17 protein-coding genes and 1 pseudogene are annotated in these 17,276 nt (G+C 69.6%); 12 read left to right on the plus strand and 6 right to left on the minus strand.

Annotation, left to right across the window (positions count from 1 at the left end; genetic code table 11):
* The first annotated feature begins 1 nt into the window (after position 1).
* Positions 2-946: a bifunctional Delta(1)-pyrroline-2-carboxylate/Delta(1)-piperideine-2-carboxylate reductase gene (gene lhpI, locus ABE438_RS12530; RefSeq protein ID WP_346502956.1), complete on the plus strand. Its 945-nt coding sequence runs from the start codon at positions 2-4 to the stop codon at positions 944-946.
* Positions 947-961: 15 nt separating this feature from the next.
* On the opposite strand, the gene ABE438_RS12535 is transcribed toward lhpI, so the two are convergent.
* Positions 962-1,135, minus strand: coding sequence for a DUF3309 family protein (locus ABE438_RS12535; protein WP_346502957.1), 174 nt, complete (start codon positions 1,133-1,135; stop codon positions 962-964).
* A 139-nt stretch (positions 1,136-1,274) separates the two neighbouring features.
* Between ABE438_RS12535 and mepA the strand changes: the two genes are divergently transcribed.
* A complete protein-coding gene (gene mepA, locus ABE438_RS12540) occupies positions 1,275-2,237 on the plus strand; it encodes a penicillin-insensitive murein endopeptidase (protein WP_346502958.1) in 963 nt (320 codons plus the stop codon).
* Between the two features lie 488 nt (positions 2,238-2,725).
* Here the strand turns inward: mepA and ABE438_RS12545 are convergent.
* Positions 2,726-3,370, minus strand: a pseudogene (locus ABE438_RS12545) (extensin-like domain-containing protein); the annotation flags it as partial.
* A 282-nt stretch (positions 3,371-3,652) separates the two neighbouring features.
* Here ABE438_RS12545 and ABE438_RS12550 point away from each other — a divergent pair.
* Positions 3,653-4,357, plus strand: coding sequence for a glutathione S-transferase N-terminal domain-containing protein (locus ABE438_RS12550; protein WP_346502959.1), 705 nt, complete (start codon positions 3,653-3,655; stop codon positions 4,355-4,357).
* 63 nt (positions 4,358-4,420) lie between these two features.
* Here the strand turns inward: ABE438_RS12550 and ABE438_RS12555 are convergent, their stop codons facing one another.
* Together ABE438_RS12555 and ABE438_RS12560 are read right to left on the minus strand one after the other, a co-directional pair.
* Entirely contained in the window at positions 4,421-5,071 is a 651-nt protein-coding gene (locus ABE438_RS12555) for an invasion associated locus B family protein (protein ID WP_346502961.1), read from the minus strand.
* A 269-nt stretch (positions 5,072-5,340) separates the two neighbouring features.
* Positions 5,341-6,477, minus strand: a complete 1,137-nt coding sequence (locus tag ABE438_RS12560; RefSeq protein ID WP_346502962.1) for a saccharopine dehydrogenase family protein — start codon at positions 6,475-6,477, stop codon at positions 5,341-5,343.
* A 120-nt stretch (positions 6,478-6,597) separates the two neighbouring features.
* On the opposite strand from ABE438_RS12560, the gene ABE438_RS12565 reads away from it, so the two are divergent.
* Together ABE438_RS12565 and ABE438_RS12570 are read left to right on the plus strand one after the other, a co-directional pair.
* Complete coding sequence (locus ABE438_RS12565; protein WP_346503016.1) at positions 6,598-7,029, plus strand: Lrp/AsnC family transcriptional regulator; 432 nt, start codon at positions 6,598-6,600, stop codon at positions 7,027-7,029.
* Between the two features lie 73 nt (positions 7,030-7,102).
* The gene (locus ABE438_RS12570; protein ID WP_346502963.1) at positions 7,103-8,047 is read left to right on the plus strand and encodes a carbohydrate kinase family protein; all 945 of its coding nucleotides are present in this window, start codon (positions 7,103-7,105) and stop codon (positions 8,045-8,047) included.
* Between the two features lie 7 nt (positions 8,048-8,054).
* Here the strand turns inward: ABE438_RS12570 and ABE438_RS12575 are convergent, their stop codons facing one another.
* Both ABE438_RS12575 and ABE438_RS12580 read right to left on the minus strand, forming a co-directional pair.
* Positions 8,055-8,717: an HAD family hydrolase gene (locus ABE438_RS12575; RefSeq protein ID WP_346502964.1), complete on the minus strand. Its 663-nt coding sequence runs from the start codon at positions 8,715-8,717 to the stop codon at positions 8,055-8,057.
* A 54-nt stretch (positions 8,718-8,771) separates the two neighbouring features.
* Positions 8,772-9,551, minus strand: a complete 780-nt coding sequence (locus ABE438_RS12580) for a DeoR/GlpR family DNA-binding transcription regulator (protein WP_346502965.1) — start codon at positions 9,549-9,551, stop codon at positions 8,772-8,774.
* 228 nt (positions 9,552-9,779) lie between these two features.
* Between ABE438_RS12580 and ABE438_RS12585 the strand changes: the two genes are divergently transcribed.
* The 7 genes from ABE438_RS12585 to ABE438_RS12615 all read left to right on the plus strand — a co-directional run bounded on the left by ABE438_RS12585 (position 9,780) and on the right by ABE438_RS12615 (position 17,256).
* Positions 9,780-10,688, plus strand: a complete 909-nt coding sequence (locus ABE438_RS12585; protein ID WP_346502966.1) for a PfkB family carbohydrate kinase — start codon at positions 9,780-9,782, stop codon at positions 10,686-10,688.
* A 202-nt stretch (positions 10,689-10,890) separates the two neighbouring features.
* Complete coding sequence (locus tag ABE438_RS12590; protein WP_346502967.1) at positions 10,891-12,297, plus strand: class II fructose-bisphosphate aldolase; 1,407 nt, start codon at positions 10,891-10,893, stop codon at positions 12,295-12,297.
* Between the two features lie 126 nt (positions 12,298-12,423).
* Positions 12,424-13,707: an ABC transporter substrate-binding protein gene (locus tag ABE438_RS12595; protein ID WP_346502968.1), complete on the plus strand. Its 1,284-nt coding sequence runs from the start codon at positions 12,424-12,426 to the stop codon at positions 13,705-13,707.
* A 178-nt stretch (positions 13,708-13,885) separates the two neighbouring features.
* Positions 13,886-14,773 carry a carbohydrate ABC transporter permease gene (locus ABE438_RS12600; RefSeq protein ID WP_346502969.1) on the plus strand — a complete coding sequence of 296 codons (888 nt, stop codon included), beginning with the start codon at positions 13,886-13,888 and terminating at the stop codon, positions 14,771-14,773.
* 17 nt (positions 14,774-14,790) lie between these two features.
* Positions 14,791-15,654 (plus strand): carbohydrate ABC transporter permease, encoded by an 864-nt coding sequence (locus ABE438_RS12605; RefSeq protein ID WP_346502970.1) that lies wholly within the window; start codon positions 14,791-14,793, stop codon positions 15,652-15,654.
* 112 nt (positions 15,655-15,766) lie between these two features.
* A complete protein-coding gene (gene aroQ / locus ABE438_RS12610) occupies positions 15,767-16,222 on the plus strand; it encodes a type II 3-dehydroquinate dehydratase (protein ID WP_346502971.1) in 456 nt (151 codons plus the stop codon).
* Positions 16,222-17,256 (plus strand): Gfo/Idh/MocA family protein, encoded by a 1,035-nt coding sequence (locus ABE438_RS12615; RefSeq protein ID WP_346502972.1) that lies wholly within the window; start codon positions 16,222-16,224, stop codon positions 17,254-17,256. The genes aroQ and ABE438_RS12615 overlap by 1 nt, the downstream gene beginning before the upstream one ends.
* Positions 17,257-17,276: the final 20 nt, after the last annotated feature.

Genomic DNA, 17,276 nt, shown 5'->3' on the forward strand with positions numbered 1-17,276 from the left:
GATGCGTTTCATTTCCGCGGCGGAGATCGACGATCTCCTGACCTTCCCGGCGCTGATCGACGCGCTGGCCGACGCTTTCAAGGGCAGGATCGCTACCCCGACCCGCCATCACCATGCGATCGAGGGCCATGGCGCCACGGCGACGCTGCTGCTGATGCCGGCCTGGACCGAGCCTTCGGTCGAGCCGGCCTATGTCGGCACCAAGGTGGTTACCGTCTATCCCGACAACGCCGCGGCGAGCCTGCCGAGCGTGATGGGCACCTATCTCCTGATGGACGGGCGCAGCGGCAAGCCGCTCGCGGCGCTGGACGGCACGCGCCTGACGTTGTGGCGCACCGCGGCGACCTCGGCGCTGGCCTCGCGCATGCTGGAGCGGCGCGACACCGAGCGCATGCTGATGGTGGGGGCGGGCGCGCTCTCGCCCTTCCTGGTCAAGGCGCATCGCAGTGTCCGGCGCTTCGAGGACATCGCCATCTGGGCGCGCCGGCCGGATGCCGCGGCAGAGGTCGTCACGGCGCTGGCCGCCGACGGCATCCAGGCACGCGTGGCCGAGGATCTCGAGGGCGAGGCACGCCAGGCCGATCTGATCTCCTGCGCGACGCTGGCGCGTGAGCCGCTGGTGCAGGGGCGCTGGCTCAAGCGCACTGCCCATCTCGATCTGGTCGGCGCCTTCAACCTGTCGATGCGCGAGGCGGATGACGAGGCGCTGCAGCGCGGCCATGTCTTCATCGACACCGAGGCCGCCCTGCACGAGGGCGGCGACGTCGCTGTGGCGATCGCCGCCGGCGCCTATCGGCCCGATCTGGTCGCCGGCACGCTCGGCAGCCTCTGCCAAGGCGAGCACGACACGGCGGCCGAGCGTGACGACGTCACGGTGTTCAAGTCGGTGGGGACGGCGCTGGCCGATCTCGCCGCGGCGATGCTGGTTTGGAAGCTCGCCGCCTGAGGCGGGCTGGCTGCGTCAGACGCGCACCGGGGCGCCGCCGAGCGCGCCGAGCAGCCACAGTACCACGACGATGGTGAGCACCAGGCCGAGCACGCCGCCGAGGCCGGCGCCGCCATAGGTCCTGTGGCCGTAATAGCCGCCGCCACCGAGCAGGACGATCAGCAGGACGATGATCAGGACTGTCGACATGGCGGGCTCCCGTGGCTGGTTTGAGGTCGTCGGCGCCTAGGCGCCCGGTCTGTCAGCTGAACGCCGCGGATCGCGCCGAGTTCCGCAGCTCCGGAGCGCGCCCTTGACCCGGCACCGCCCGACACGCGAGTCTGGCGCCATGTCACTGCTTCGTGTCTCACTGCTTCGTCTCGCGGCCGGCCTGGCCCTTCTGCCGCTGCTGATGGCCGGTTCGCCGGCCTCGGCCCAATCCACCGCAGAGGCCGAGGCGAAGGCCCGCGCCCGCAATCTCGCGGCCTTCCCGGAGGCGGCGCGGGCGCATTTCGGCTCGCAGAACTCGCCGGCCTCCAGCCTGAGGGCGCGCGCCATCGGCTCCTATGCCCGCGGCTGCCTCGCCGGGGCGCGGGCGCTGCCGGTCGACGGGCCGAGCTGGCAGGTGATGCGCAGCAACCGCAACCGCAACTGGGGCCATCCCGAGCTGATCGGCTTCCTCGAGCGCTTCGCGCGCGACGTGCCGCGCCTCACCGGCTGGCCGGGGCTGCTGGTCGGCGACATCTCGCAGCCGCGCGGCGGGCCGATGCTGACCGGCCACGCCTCGCACCAGATCGGGCTCGACGCCGATATCTGGCTCACGCCGATGCCGCGCGCCCGCGTCAACGAGAGCCAGCGCGAGAACATGCCGGCGACCAACATGGCACGTTCCGACTGGCGCGACATCGATCCGAAGCACTGGACCCCGGCCCATACCCGGCTGATCAAGGCGGCGGCGAGCGAGGCGCGGGTCGAGCGCATCTTCGTCAATCCGGCGCTGAAGGTCGCGCTCTGCCGCGAGGCCGGCGCCGATCGCGCCTGGCTGTCAAAGGTGCGCCCGATCTGGGGCCACAACTACCATTTCCACATCCGGATGGGCTGCCCGGCCGGTGCAGCTGGCTGCACGCCGCAGGCTGCGCCGGAGAGCGGCGACGGCTGCGGCGCCGAGCTCACCGGTTGGATCGAGCGCCAGCACAAGGCGATCTTCGGGCCGAAGCCCAAGCCGAAGCCGGGTCCGCAGCCCAAGCCGAAGCCGCCCATGGGGCTGGATGCGCTGCCGGACGAGTGCCGGCAGGTGCTGCTGGCGGAGTGACGGGCTTCTGACGGCTCGCGGCGGCGCCGGCCGCGCCGCCGCGAGCCGGTGTGCTGGCCGCGCCCATAGGCGAACGGGTCGTTCGCCGGCGTGATCGCCTCCTCGCCGCCCTGGGCGTCGTCGCTGACGGCGGCGCCGCCTTCGTCGCCGATCGCCATGCCTTCCTCATCCGGCGCCACCGCGCCGGGCAGGCTGAGCGGGGCGCTGGCGCTCGGCAGCGGCTCGGGCCGGTAGCCCTGCCAGCGCAGCTCGGCCTGGCGCTGCGGCGGCTGCCCTGTGCGGGAAGGCCCCGCCATGGTGTAGGCGCCGTCGCCGATCTGGCCGGGCGGGCGCATGCCGCCGGCGGCCGCGCGCTGGCTGGCGAGCTGCGGCGGCAGGCGGTTCTGCAGCACGGGCCGGGCGGCCGGGGCGAGCGCGACGCTGCGCGCCGGGTCGGGCGGCGGCAGGTCGTAGTTCGGCGTGTACTTGATCACCGGCTTGCAGATGCTGCGGCCCTTGGCGTGCCGCGCTAGGTCGATGTGGAAATGGTCGTAATGGAAGGCGTCGGCGCCTGGCCCGAGCACGGTCGAGAACAGCCCGCAGGCGCCGGTGAAGACCTCGCGCAGGAAGGCCTGCTCCGCCGGCGCGCCGCGCCAGCCATCCTTCACCGTGACGACGCGCCCGTCATTGAGGCGGAAGGAGAAGATGTCGACCGCGTTGCCGTAGGAATGCTCGGAGGCCCGGCGCGTGCCGCTGCCATTGTTCATGGCGCGGCAGGAATAGGAGCCGGCGCGCATCTCGATGACCTGGGCGCCGAGCACGTTCATCGCCGCCGGCTGCACCACATCGGCCAGCCAGCGATCGGTGGTGGCGACGACCGGGCAGGCGAGGGTGGCGCGGCTGGTCAGCCCGACCGAACCGTTGGAGAGCGCGGTGACCCGCAGCGGCTGCTCCATGCCGCAGGTGCCCGGCCCGTCGATCGCCTTGCCGCGCAGGCTGACATAGGCTGTCAGCGGCACTTGGCGCGAGGCCATGCAGGCGGCCTCGGCCTGGTCACGCCAGGCCGCGCGCTGGGGCTTCTGGAACTTGCCGCAACCGGCGAGTCCGACGCCGATGACGCCAAGGGCGATGAGGGCGAGATGAACGCGACGCATGTCGATCAAATGCGAGGCGCAGGATGAACGGTTTGTTGACCGGCTGCGGCAGCGGCGCCACGGCGCGATTAAGTTTGCGGACGGCGTTAAGGCGCGGTGAATCGCGCTGATCGGCCGTTAAGGAGCGCCGCAGCGTCAGCTCACGAAGCCGTAAGCCGGCCGGCCGGCGCCCGTCCCGGCGCTTGCGGCGGCGGCGATCGCGGCCCACCTTGGGGCCCTGCGCGCAGCCCCGACACGCATGGCCGCGCCTTTCCCGTCGCCCGCCAGAGGACCATCGACGCCATGGCCGATCTTTCCGCCTTCCCGATCACCACGCGCTGGCCGGCGCGCCATCCCGACCGGCTGCAGCTCTATTCGCTGCCGACGCCCAACGGCGTGAAGATCTCGATCATGCTGGAGGAGACCGGGCTTCCCTACGAGGCTCATCTGATCGAGATCGGCAAGAACGAGACCTGGACGCCGGAATTCCTCTCGCTCAACCCCAACGGCAAGATCCCGGCGATCCTCGATCCGGACGGGCCGGGCGGCCGGCCGCTGGCGCTGTTCGAATCGGGCGCGATCCTGGTCTATCTCGCCGAGAAGACCGGCAGTTTCCTGCCGAGCGAGCCGGCGGCGCGCTACGAGACGCTGCAATGGGTGTTCTTCCAGATGGCCGCGATCGGCCCGATGTTCGGCCAGCTCGGCTTCTTCCATAAGTTCGCCGGGCGCGATTACGAGGACAAGCGCCCGCGCGACCGCTACGTCGCCGAGAGCAAGCGCCTGCTCGGCGTGCTCGAGACCAGGCTGTCGGATCGCGACTGGATCATGGGCGACGCCTACACCATCGCCGATATCGCGACGCTGGGCTGGGTGCGCGCGCTCGTCGGCTTCTACGGCGCCGGCGATCTCGTCGACTATGCTGCGCTCAAGGCGGTGCCGGCCTGGCTGGAGCGCGGTCTCGCCCGCCCGGCGGTGCAGCGCGGCCTGGAGATCCCCGCGCGCGGCTGAGACACTGGCTGCGGCCGTCACGACGAGCGGGGCGCGGGCACAGGCCGGCGCCCCGTCGTCATGTCAGCGGTCGAGCTGGACCAGCCGGTCTAAGGCCGCGCCGAAGCCGTTCAGCGCGATGTTGAACGAGACGACCTCGCCGCTCGACAGGTTGAGCGCCGCGGCGGTGAGCGTCTTGCCGGCCTTCATCGCGTCGGTCGCGACCTTCGGGAAGGAGATCGGCAGCAGGCAGCCGGCCGGCACGCAGGTCGAGAAGCGCAGGCCCTGGCCGAGATCCTTGTCGTCGAGCTTCAGCACGGCGCCGTTCTCGAGCTTCACCCCGAACGGCATCAGGATCGTGCCCTCGGCCCGGTCCTCGCGCGGCGTGCGCAGCTCGATCGCGAAGACGCGCTGGTTGGTGCGGCTGTCGCCTTGGGCCTGCGACAGGCTGCAGGAGCGCTTCCCGTCCGCCATCCGGCAATCCACCGTCCAGTCGCCGAAGACCTCGTTGATCGCGGTGGCGCCGTTGGGCAGCCCCGACGCCGCGCTCTCCGGCTGCGCCACGGCCTGCGCGGTGCGCGGCGCCGGCGGGCGGGCCGGCTGGCGCTGCGGCGCCGGCTTCGCTGCCGGCGGCTTCGGCGTGATGTCGAGCGGCTGTTGCGCGGCGGCCGGCAGCGCTCCGATCGTGAGGCCGAGGATCAGGGCGGCGAGGCGGTTGCTGGCGTTCAGGATCATGACGTTCGGCTCGAGGCGCGCGTGCCGCCGGCGGGGAGGGCGACCGGCCGGCGCCGCTGCGGAAGGCTCCGCAGCGCGGGTGCGCACAGGGCTCGGGGCGCTGCTCCGCCCGCCATGCGGACGCAGAGGGGAAGACAGTATTGCGCGAGAGATATCAGTTTAAAATCGATCTAATCTGATATCCTGCGAGATTAATGCGCCATGCCGGCATGTATTGCAAGGTCGTGCCTTGCAGGCCTCGGCATGCCTGTCGTCTCCCGCGCCCTCGGTCAGGCCGCCCGGGCCGTCCCGATCAGCCCTGCGCCCGGCGCGGCTTGCGCATAGACGCGCCCGAAGCGGTTGGCGAGGAATTCCGGCAGGCCGATCTCCTCCTGCCGCACGAAGCCGCGCTGCGGCAGCGCGCCGGCGGCCAGAAGGTCGAGCACCGTGCAGATGCCGGCGGCGGTGGTGATCTGGATCGCGGAGCGCGGCTTGCCGCCGACCACGCCGCTATAGATCTTGTGGGCATAGCTGGTCTGGACCAGCCGCCCGTCGATCCGCCCGCTGGCGGCGACGAAGATCACCACCACGTCCTGCAGCGTGCCGGGCAAAGCGTGCTCGAAAATGTCCTTCAGCACCGCGCGCCGGTCGGCGAGGCGCAGATCCTGCAGCAGCGCCTTCATGATCGCGCAATGGCCGGGATAGCGAATGGTGCGGTAGTTCAGCGCCCGGACCTTGCCGGCCAGGCTGTCGCAGAGCGTGCCGAGCCCGCCCGAGGTGTTGAAGGCCTCGTAGGTGACGCCGTCGAGCGAGAATTCCTCGCGCTCCTCCATCGCCGGCACCAGCACGCGCTGGCCGGCGACGATCGCCTCGCAGGGCTCGCAATACTCGTTGATGACGCCGTCCGTGCTCCAGGTCAGGTTATAGTTCAGCGCGTTCGAAGGATATTGCGGTAGTGCCCCGACGCGCAGCTTCAGGCTGTCCAGCGTCTCGAAGCGCCCGGCGAGATCGGCCGCGACGATCGAGATGAAGCCGGGCGCCAGCCCGCATTGCGGGATCAGCGCGCTGCGCGCCGCGCCCGCGAGTTCGCGGACCCGGCGGGTGCTGGCGACGTCCTCGGTCAGGTCGAGATAATGCACGCCCTGCGCGACCGCGGCTTCGGCGATGCGGGCGGTGAGGTGGAAGGGCGCCGCGCTCAGCACGGCGAAGGCCCCGGCGAGCAGATCGCTCAGTGCGGCGCCGTCGGCGATGTCGATCCGCCGCGTCGCGACGGTCTGAGAGGTCGCGATCGCGGCGAGTTGGCGCGCATCGGCATCGGCGATGGTGACGCGATAGTCGCCGGTCCCGGCCAGGAGTTCGGCGATCGTCGTGCCGATCTTGCCGGCGCCGATCACAACGACATTCTTCTGCTGCCCGTTGCTATGCATGTCTTTCATCCCCCGCGAACCGGTTCGCCACAAGTCTGCCGGCGATATCGGCGGATGGAAGAGGATGTTTCGACGCTATGATGGGGTGATTTCGTCGGATCGTCGGCTATGATCGTCGCTATGACGATCGACGCCACCGACCGACAGCTGATCGCCCTGCTGATGGAGAACGCTCGCGCGCCGGTCGCCGAGCTCGGCCGCCGGCTCGGCCTGTCGCGCACCACGGTGCAGAGCCGGATCGAGCGGCTGGAGCGGCGCGGCGTCGTCGCCGGCTATGCGGCCCGGCTCTCCGACGCTTTCGAGAAGGGGCAGGTGCGGGCCCATGTCTCGGTGACGGTGGGCGCCAAGGCGGCGCCGCGGGTCGAGGCGGAGTTGCGCCGCATCCCCGAGGTGCGCACGCTGCACTCGGTCAGCGGGCATTTCGATATGATCGCGGTGGTGGTCGCCGCCTCGATCGGCGAGCTCGATCTGCTGATCGACCGGATCGGCGGGCTGGACGGCGTCGAGCGCACCCTGTCCTCGATCATCCTCTCGACGCGGATCGATCGCTGAGCCGTGATCCGCCATGCGGTTGCGGGCGGTGCCCGCTCCGCCCAGCCTGGCCTCTCACCTGGATGCCCCTGCCATGATCCTCGTCTGCGGCGAAGCGCTGGTCGATCTCTTCCTCGGCGAGGCGGAGGGCGCGCGCCTGCCGGCGGTCGCGGTCGCCGGCGGCTCGCCCTTCAACGTCGCCGTGGCGCTGGCCCGGCTCGGTGTCGCCACCGGCTTCCTCGGCGGGGTCTCTACCGACGCCTTCGGCACCATGCTGGCCGGCGTGCTGGCGCGCGAGGGCGTCGATGGGCGCCATCTGCTGCGCAGCGCCCGGCCGACGACGATCTCGGTGGTGGCGACCGGGCCGGGCGGCGAGCCGGTCTACGATTTCCGCGGCATGGGCGCGGCTGACCGGGCGATCACGCGCGCCGACCTGCCGGCCACGCTGCCGGCCGAGGTCAGGGCGCTCGCCTTCGGCTCCTACAGCCTCGTGGCCGAGCCGGTCGGCACGGCGCTGGCCGGGCTGGCTGAGCGTGAGGCGGGCGAGCGCCTCGTCAGCGTCGACATCAACCTGCGCCCGACGGTCGAGCCGGAGATCGGCCGCTGGCGCGACGCGCTCGCCCGGATCGGGCGTGTCGCGAGCATCGTCAAGGCGAGCGAGGAGGACGTGGCCGGGCTGTTCGGCCCCGGCATGGCGCTGGCGGAGGCCGCCCGCGCCTGGCTGGATCGCGGCGCCGGGCTGGTGGTGATCACCCGCGGTGCGGCCGGCGCCAGCGCCTGGACGCGCGGTGGCGAGGTCTCGGTCGCGGCGAAGCCGGCCTCGGTCGTCGACACGGTCGGCGCCGGCGACAGCTTTCACGCGGCGCTGCTGGCCGGGCTCTTGCGCGAGGGCCTGCTGACGCGCGCCGGCGTCGCAGGGCTCGCGCCCGAGATGCTTGCGCGCCTGCTGGCAGAGGCCGCCGCGGCCGCCGCGATCACCGTGTCGCGGCGCGGCGCCGACACGCCGCGCGCGCTGGAACTGGCGCAGGCGCTCGCCTGAAGCCGCGTCAGGCCGCGAAGCGCGCCACCTCGGCGAAGCTGTCGAGCGTCAGGTCGGGCGCCAGCGCCTGGCAGGCCTCGCGATCGCCGAAGCCGTAGCGCGCCCAGGCCACGGCCGCGCCGATGTTCCGCGCGAAGCGGATATCGGTGACCGTGTCGCCGACCATCAGGGTCTGGGCCGGCGTGATCGCCGGGAAGCGCGGCGCCACCACGTCGCTGTAGCTGCCCGGCTCGGGCTTGCGCACGAAGCCCGGCCTGTCGCCGAGGATCATCTCGAACTGGTCGTGCAGGCCGAAATGCACCAGCGCCTGTTCCAGCGCGACAATGCCCTTGTTGCTCAGCACGATCTTGCGGCAGCCGGCGGCGTCGAGCTTCTGCAGGCCCTCGCGCACGCCGGGGAAGAGCACCGAGCGGGCGAGGCCCTCGCCGCTGTTGTAGATCTCGCGATAGCGCACGCCCCAGTCGAGGCATTGCTGGTGGCCCGAGGGCAGGCCGAGCAGCGTCGCAAACACCTCCTCGACCACGACGCCGCTGCTGATCAGCCGGTCGATCGCGTCGGCGGGCGGCACAGGCTGGCCATTGTCGCTGAAGGTCAGGCCGATCACGTGGCGCGCCGCCTCGTGCGTGCTGCAGAGTGTGCCGTCGAAATCGATGATCGCGAGCTTGTACACGGCGTCGCCGCTCCTTCTGCCGCCTGGCGGCCCTGGTGTCGGGGAAAGGCGGGGCTACCGGGCGGGTGATGCGATGATCAGTTCGCAGCGCGCGTCGCGAATCATCTGCATCGTCGCCGGGCCCGGCTCCCGGTCGGTGATCAATGTGCCGATTTCGCTGAGATGCGCCACCCGCGACATCGCCACACGGCTGAACTTGCTGTGGTCGGCGAGCAGGATGGAGCGGCGGGCGTTGCGCAGCATGGTGCGCCCGACCACCGCCTCGTCGTCGCGGTATTCCAGCAGGTTACCGTCCTGGTCGATGCCGCCGATGCTGGTGATGAACAGGTCGCAGCGATACTGCTCGACGAAGCTCGCCGCATGCATGCCGCCCATCGCCCGGTTGGGGCCGAGCCAGCGTCCGCCGGTGATCATGATCGAGATCTCGGGGCACTTGTCGAGGATCGCGGCGGCCGCCGTGCTGCTGGTGACGACGCGCAGCCCGCTCGGCCGGCGCTCGGCCACCGCCTTGGCGAGCGCGTCGACCGTGGTGCCCGGCGTCAGGAAGAGCGAGCTGCCCGGCTTGACGAACTCGGCCGCGGCGCGGGCGATCGCCGCCTTCTCCGAGGCGGTCTCGACATGGCGCAGGCCGTAATCGGCATTGGCGGTGCTGAGATTGGCGCTCGCCCCGCCGTGATGGCGGCGCAGCAGCCCGCGATCGGACAGTTCCTGCAGGTCGCGCCGCAGCGTCTGCGGCGTGACGTTGAAGGTCTCGACCAGTTCCTCGATGGCGGCATAGCCGCGCCGGGCGAGGATATCGAGAATATCCGTATGGCGTTTGCTCAGGGGCTCCATGGAGCGTCAGGCCTATATGCAGCGAACGGGACGGGCAATGCGCGTTTGCGAAAATGATCTTGCGAAAAAGAAAACGCAAGGCATCATCACGGCGGCCGCGCAGACGGATCCTGCCGGCCGCAGCGACACGATGATCCGGTCGGGATGAAACATGTTCGAGGCGCGGCCCCTGGGCTGCCGGCCATGCGGCCGGCCGGCCGATCTCCCCCTGGCGGCGGGAGCGCGTCGATGAGCGGGCCTGTCATCGTCTGCGTCGGCAATCTCGTCTATGATGAGGTCTTCCGGGTCGAAACCCTGCCCTCCGCCGGGATCAAGACCGGCTGCACCGGCTATTCCGAGCGCTTCGGCGGGCCGGCTGCGACGGCTGCGGTGGCGATCTGCCGGCTCGGCGGCCAGGCCGCCTTCTGGGGCCGGGTAGGCGCCGACGCCGCCGGCGATCTCGGCATCGCGACGCTGCGTGGACATGGCGTCGATTGCGCCGGCGTGGTGGTGAAGCCCGAGGGGCGGACGCTGCGCGCCATCGTCTTCGTCGACGATCGCGGCGAGCGCATGATCGTCTCCAACCGCTACAGCCTCGCCCCCGATGCCGACGGATTGCCGGCGGACGGGCTCGAACAGGCCGGTGTCGTGCTGGCCGATACGCGCTGGCCTGCCGGCGCCCATATCGCCTTCGAACGCGCCAAAGCCGCCGGAATCCCGCGCGTTCTCGACGCGGACGGCGGCAGTGTGGCCGACAACCAGCGCCTGATCGAGGCGGCCGACCATGTCGTGTTTTCCAGCGAGGGCCTGCGCGATCATGCCGGCGAGGGCGAGCCCGAGGCGCTGCTGCGGCACTGCGCGGGGAATGGTCGTACCGTCTTCGCGGTCACCTGCGGCTCCGGCGGCAGCCTCTGGCTCGTCGATGGCGTGCTCGCCCATGTGCCGGCCTATCGGGTCGCGGTCAGGGATACGACCGGCTGCGGCGACGTCTTCCACGGCGCCTATGCGATGGCCCTCGCCGAGGGGCGCCCGCCGGTCGAGGCGGCACGCTTCGCCTCCGCCGTGGCGGCGCTCAAGGCCGAGCGCGGCGAGGGCTGGAACGGCATGCCCGACCGCGCCTCCGTCGAGGCGCTGATGGCACGTGGCGCGACGGGCTGACGGCTTTCGCAATGCAGCGTTTTCAATTCGCATTGCAACATATCGAACGCGATATCTGATCGAAAGCGATAATAGTACTTGCGATAGCGAACATCGCATGCATCAATCCGGTCGAGCGCTCACGGGCGCCGGCCCGGTGGAGACCGGCCGGGCCCGAACCCGCGCCGCGCCCCGCGTTTCCAAGCCGTTCCGAAGGTGACCCATGGCCTGTTCCACGCCCGCCGAGCTGATCCAAGACCTGAAGGCGATCGGTGTCGATCTGTCCGGGGCCTCGCCCGATTTCTCGAAGAGCAGCCGGCCGCCGGCCGAGATGATCGACCGCTGGGCCGAGACGGCGGCCATCGCCGAGCCGGCCGCCCGCTCGGTCGCGATCTGGGCGATCCGCGAGGCCGCGCTCGCCGCCGGCATCGTGCCGTCCTCGATCCAGGAACTCTATCTCGCCTGCGCCGCCGGCAAATGGTCGGGCCGCACCGTGCCGGCCATGAACCTGCGCGGCTGGACCTATCACACCGTCCGCTCGGTCTTCCGCGCCGCCAAGGAGCTCGACTCCAAGCTGTTCATCTTCGAGCAGGCGGTCGGCGAATGGCTCTACGCCCAGCAGCCCCCGGCCGAATACGCCGCCGGCGTGCTCGCCGCCGCCCTGCGCGAGGGCTATACCGGCCCGGTCTTCCTGCAGGCCGACCACGACCAGATCAACGCCAAGGCCTATCTGGCCGATCCCAAGGCCGAGGTCGCCAAGCTCGAGACGATCATGCGCGAGCAGATCGCCGCCGGCCTCTACAGCATCGACATCGACGCCTCGACCGTGGTCGACCTCTCGCTGCCGACCGTCGAGGACCAGCAGCGCGTCAACGCCGAGCTGACCGCGCATTTCACCCAGTTCGTGCGCGGCATCGAGCCGAAGGGCATCAACATCTCGCTCGGCGCCGAGATCGGCGAGGTCGGCCACGAGAACACCACGCCGGAGGAGCTGCGCTCCTTCATGAAGGTCTATCTCGAGGAGATGGCCAAGCGCGATCCCAAGGCGCCGATCGTCAGCAAGATCTCGATCAATTCGGGCACCTATCACGGCGGCAAGGTACTGCCGGACGGCACGCTCGCCCCCGTCACGGTCGATTACGAGCTGCTGAAGACGATCTCGACGATCTGCCGGCAGGACTACAACATGGCCGGCGCGGTGCAGCACGGCGCCTCGACGCTGCCGGGCGAGCAGCTCGCCATGCTGCCGAAGGCGGAGGCCGTCGAGGTCCATCTCGCGCTCGGCTTCAACAACCTGATCTTCGACCACCCGGCGCTGCCGCAGGCGATGCGCGACCAGATCCGCGACTACACCTTCGCCAACCACGCCCATGAGCGCGGCAAGGACGAGACCGAGGCGCAGTTCTTCTACAACACGCGCAAGAAGTCCTGGAAGGTGATGAAGGAAGCGTTCTGGGCGATGCCCAAGGAGCCGACCGACGCCATCATGGCCTCGCTCCAGGAGATATTCCGCAACATGTTCACCTGGATGAACGTCGGCGGCACCAGCAAGCTCGTCACCGAGAACACCACGCTGGTGAAGATCGCGCCGCCGGTTCCCGACGCGCTAGCCAAGGCCCGCGCGGCCTGACGACGACGACATGGGCGCGCCCGCTTCACGCGGACGCGCCCGGGCCGCCCAGGCCCGCGACCACGCCTGCCAACGAGACGAGCCGCGATCAGCGGCCGGCCATAAACGAACCCGGGAGAAACGCTCATGGATCGCACACGTAGATCGTCCCTGCTCAAGATCGCCGGGATGGCGCTCGCCTCGATGATCAGCCTGCCGACGCTCGCCATGGCGCAGCAGAAGGAGGTGCGCTGGGGCCAGTGGAAGGGACCCGAGGTCGGCGAGAAGTTCATGTCCGAGCTCAAGGCGGCCTTCGAGAAGGACCATCCGGACATCAAGCTCGTGCCGGTGGATTCGCCCTTCAACGGCTTCCACGACCGCGCGCTGGTGCTGCACCAGGCCAACAAGCTGCCCGACGTGCTGCTGGTCCAGGTCGACTGGGTCGCCGAATTCGCCGATCTCGGCCTGATCGAGCCGCTGGATGAGCGCATCGCCAAGGAGCCGAAGGAGTTCTTCGGCAATATCCCGACCACCTTCCACACCAAATGGCGCGGCAAGCAGTACTACCTGCCGATCGAGTCGGGCGCGGTCGCGCTGTTCTGGAACACCCAGCGCTTCAAGGAGGCCGGCCTTTCCGGGCCGCCGAAGACCTGGGACGAGTTCGCCGATTATGCGCGCAAGCTCAGCAATCCCGACAAGCGCCAGTTCGCGGTCACCGGCACGCTGCAGGGCGAGCCGCCGACCAACATGACCTACGAGATCTATCCGCTGCTGCTGCAGGCGGGCGCCAAGATCATCGATTCCGAGACCAACAAGGCGGTGTTCAACAGCCCCGAGGGCGTCAAGGCGATCGAGTGGTATGTCGACCGCATCAACAAGGACAAGATCTCGGTGCCGGGCGTGCTGAGCAATGGCGAGAAGGAGAAGCGCGCCAACTTCGCCTCCGGCAACGTCGCGATGATGTTCGAGGGGCCCTGGGGCGTCGCCATCCAGAAGCAGCTCAACCCCAACCTGACCTACGACATCGCTCCGCTGCCCAAGGGCGCCACCACCGGCACCATGGTGCGCGGCTCGCTCAACGCGCTGACCAGCCAGGCGCGCGACAAGGACGCCGCCTGGACCTTCATGCGCTGGATGTCGGGGCCGAAGGGCATCGAGATGTGGTCGAAGGGCACGGGTGCCTTCCCGGCGCGCAGCGACGTGGCCAGCCAGGACTGGTTCAAGGAGCGCAAGCTCTTCCAGGCCTTCGTCACGCAGATGTCGGCCGAGAACGCCAACTCGCCCTTCCTCGTGATGCCGAACGCCGTGCAGATGAACAAGATCATGAGCACGGAGATCCAGAACGTCGTGCAGGGCAAGAAGACCGCCAAGCAGGCGCTCGACGACGCCGCGGGCGAGTGGAACAAGATCTTCGCCGCCGCGGCGAAGTAAAGCCACCGCACCGCCCGCATGTGAGCGGCGCCGCCGCCGGCCGGACCCGAAAGGGACGGCCGGGACGGCGCCCCGCCACCGCCCGCGATCGCCCGGAGGGGGCAGGCGTCCCCTCCGTCCGTTGCACCAGGGCCGGCGCACGCGCCGACCCCGCAAGACCGGCGTGCCAGGTTCCCCCATGTATTCGCTGAAGCAGAAATACCGCGAGGAAATCCTCGCCTTCTCGTTCCTCTGGCCGGCGCTGCTGATCCTGGTGGCGCTGCTGGTCTACCCGCTCGGCGACGTGATCCGGCTGAGCTTCTACGATTCCAACCTCAACCGCGAGGAATGGGTCGGGTTCGGCAACTACATCGCCCTGTCGAAGGACCCGCTGTTCTGGAAGGCCTTCGTCCAGACGGTCGTGTTCACCTTCTTCAGCGTGGCGCTGCACCTCGTGCTCGGCCTCGGCCTCGCCCTGCTGCTCAACCTGCACCTCAACGGTGCCTTCCGCAGCCTGGCGCGCGGCCTGCTGATCGTGCCCTGGCTGATCGCGCCGACGGTCGCGGGCATGATCTGGGTGCTGATGCTGCAGCCCTTCGGCGTCTTCAACGGCGTGCTGGTCTCGCTCGGCATTCTCGACGCGAATTCCGCCGTGTCCTGGCTCGGCGATCCCAAGACGGCGCTCGGCTCGGTCACGGCGATGAACGTCTGGCGCGCCTTCCCCTTCTTCATGGTGATGCTGCTGGCCGGCCTGCAGGCGATCCCGAAGCAGCTCTACGAGGCGGCCGAGATCGACGGCGCCACGCTCTGGGAGCAGTTCCGCCACATCACCCTGCCGCAGCTGCGCAGCGTCATCACCACGATCGTGCTGCTCGACTCGATCTGGACCTTCCGCGCCTTCGACCCGGTCTACGTCATGACCGGCGGCGGCCCGGCCCATTCCTCGGAAGTGCTCGCCACCGCGATCTATTTCGACGGCTTCCAGAAGCTGCGCTTCGGCTACGCCTCCGCCGAGGCGGTGGTGATGTTCCTCGTCCTCTTCGTCGTCAGCGCCATCTATGTGCGCCGCGCGATGAGCAACGCCTAAAGCGGGATCAAAACACGATGCCTATGGTCATTTCCGGCAGGCTGGGCCAGCGCGGGCGCGAGCGTCTCCTCAACGCCTCGGCCTACCTGCTCCTGATCCTCGCGATCGTCATCATATTCTTCCCGCTCGCCTGGATGCTCTCGGTCTCCTTCCGGCCGAATCTCGAGGTCATGCAGATGCCGCCGCGCTGGCTGCCGGAGGTGTTCACCCTGGAGGGCTATCGCAAGATCTTCTCCAGCAGCCGCTATCTCGTGGTCTTCCTGAACACGACGATCATCTCGCTGGTGGTGACGGTGCTGTCGCTGCTGCTGGGCGCGATGGCGGCCTATGCGCTGGCGCGTTTCAACTTCGTCGGCCAGCGCATGGTGCTCATGTTCCTGATCACCACGCAGATGTTCCCGCTGGTGCTGCTCTGCATCCCCTATTTCAGGATCTTCATCACGCTCGGGCTCTACGACACCCGCACCTCGCTGGTGATCGTCTACCTGACCTTCACCCTGCCGTTCTGCATCCTGATGCTGCGCAGCTACTTCATCAACATCCCGCGCGACATCGAGGAGGCGGCGATGGTCGACGGCTGCTCGCGGCTGGGCGCGATCTTCCGCACCCTGGTGCCGATGTCCTATCCCGCCTTCGTCGGGGCCGGGCTCTACACCTTCCTGCTCGCCTGGAACGAGTTCCTCTTCGCGGTGGTGCTGATCGAGTCCTGGGAGAACCGGGTGCTCACCATGGCGATCTACAGCCTGATGGCCGAGTTCGTCACCGACTGGAACGCGATGATGGCCTTCTCGGTGCTGGCGAGCCTGCCGCTGGTTGTCGCCTTCATCTTCCTGCAGCGCTACATGGTGCAGGGCATGACCGCCGGCGCGCTGACCTCGTGAGCGGCGAGACCGGCCGGGCTCGCAAGGCCCGGCCGGATCGTGTAGGCGGGTGTCCCAGCGGAAGCGCCGCAGAAGCGCTCCGCCCGCCAACGCACCAGCCCGGGGAAGCATCGTGAGCCGTCTCGTCTACGTCCTGAACGGACCCAACCTGAACCTCCTCGGCAAGCGCCAGCCCCAGATCTACGGCCACACCACCCTGGCCGATGTCGAGGCGCGCTGCCGCACGCTCGCCGGCGAGCTCGGCCTCGAGCTGCGCTTCCACCAGAGCAACCGCGAATACGAGATCATCGACTGGGTGCACGAGGCGCGCGAGACCGCCGGCGCCATCGTCATCAACCCGGCCGCCTTCACCCATACCTCCGTCGCGATCCTCGACGCGCTCAACGCCTTCGACGCGCCGGTGATCGAGGTCCACATCTCCAATGTGCACAAGCGCGAGGCCTTCCGTCACCATTCCTATGTGACGCTGCGGGCGGACGCGGTCATGGCCGGCTTCGGCACCCATGGCTACGAGCTCGCCCTGCGCCACGCCGCCCATCTGATCGACGCCAAGCAGGCCGCGACCTGATGGCGGACCTGCGGATCGCGGTGATCGGCGGCGGGTTGATCGGCCGCCGCCATGCCGAGCACGTCGCCGCCCAGCCGGGCCTCGCCCTCTCGGCCATCGTCGACCCCTCCTCCGTCGGTGAGGCGCTCGCCGCCGAGCTCGGCACGCGCTGGTTCGCGCGCTTCGAGGATCTGGTCGCGCAGGACAGGCCGGACGGCGTGATCATCGCGACGCCGAACACGCTGCATCTCGAGCACGGGCTCGCCGCCGCGGTGGCGGGGCTGCCCGCCATCATCGAGAAGCCGATCGCCGATAGCATCGCCGCCGCCCGGCAACTGGTCGAGGCCTTCGACGCGGCCGGGCTGCCGCTGCTGGTCGGCCATCACCGCCGCTACAACCCGATGATCCGCAAGGCGAAGGAGATTGTCGAGGACGGCCGGCTCGGCCGCATCCTGACCCTTCATGGCCAGTTCTGGCTGATGAAGCCCGACGATTATTTCGAGGTGCCCTGGCGCCGCCAGACCGGCGCCGGCCCGGTCTTCATGAACTTCGCCCATGACGTCGACCTGTTCCGCTATCTCTGCGGCGAGGTCGCCGCCGTGCAGGCGCAGGAATCGCGGCTGGTGCGCGGCAACGAGGTCGAGGAGACCGCCGTGGTGCTGCTGCGCTTCGCCAATGGCGCGCTCGGCACGGTCAACGTCTCGGATTCGGTCGTCGCGCCCTGGAACTGGGAGATGACCACCGGCGAGAACCCGGTCTACCCGCGCCAGGACCAGTCCTGCTACCAGATCGGCGGCACCCATGGCGCGCTGTCGGTGCCGCAGCTCGAGCTTTGGAGCAACCCCGGCAAGCGCAGCTGGTGGGAGCCGCTGCGGCGCGAGCGCGTGCCCTTCCTGCCGGAAGATCCGCTGCAGGCGCAGGTCCGCCATTTCGGCGAGGTGCTGCGCGGCGAGGCCGCCCCGCTGGTGCCGGGCCGCGAGGGGCTGGAGACGCTGAAGGTCATCCACGCCGTCAAGGAATCGGCGCGCACCGGCGCCATGGTCACGATCGCCTGAGGCCGGGCGGGAAGGGCGGG

The sequence above is a fragment of the Allobosea sp. TWI1241 genome, assembly GCF_039673065.1.
Classification (GTDB): domain Bacteria; phylum Pseudomonadota; class Alphaproteobacteria; order Rhizobiales; family Beijerinckiaceae; genus Allobosea.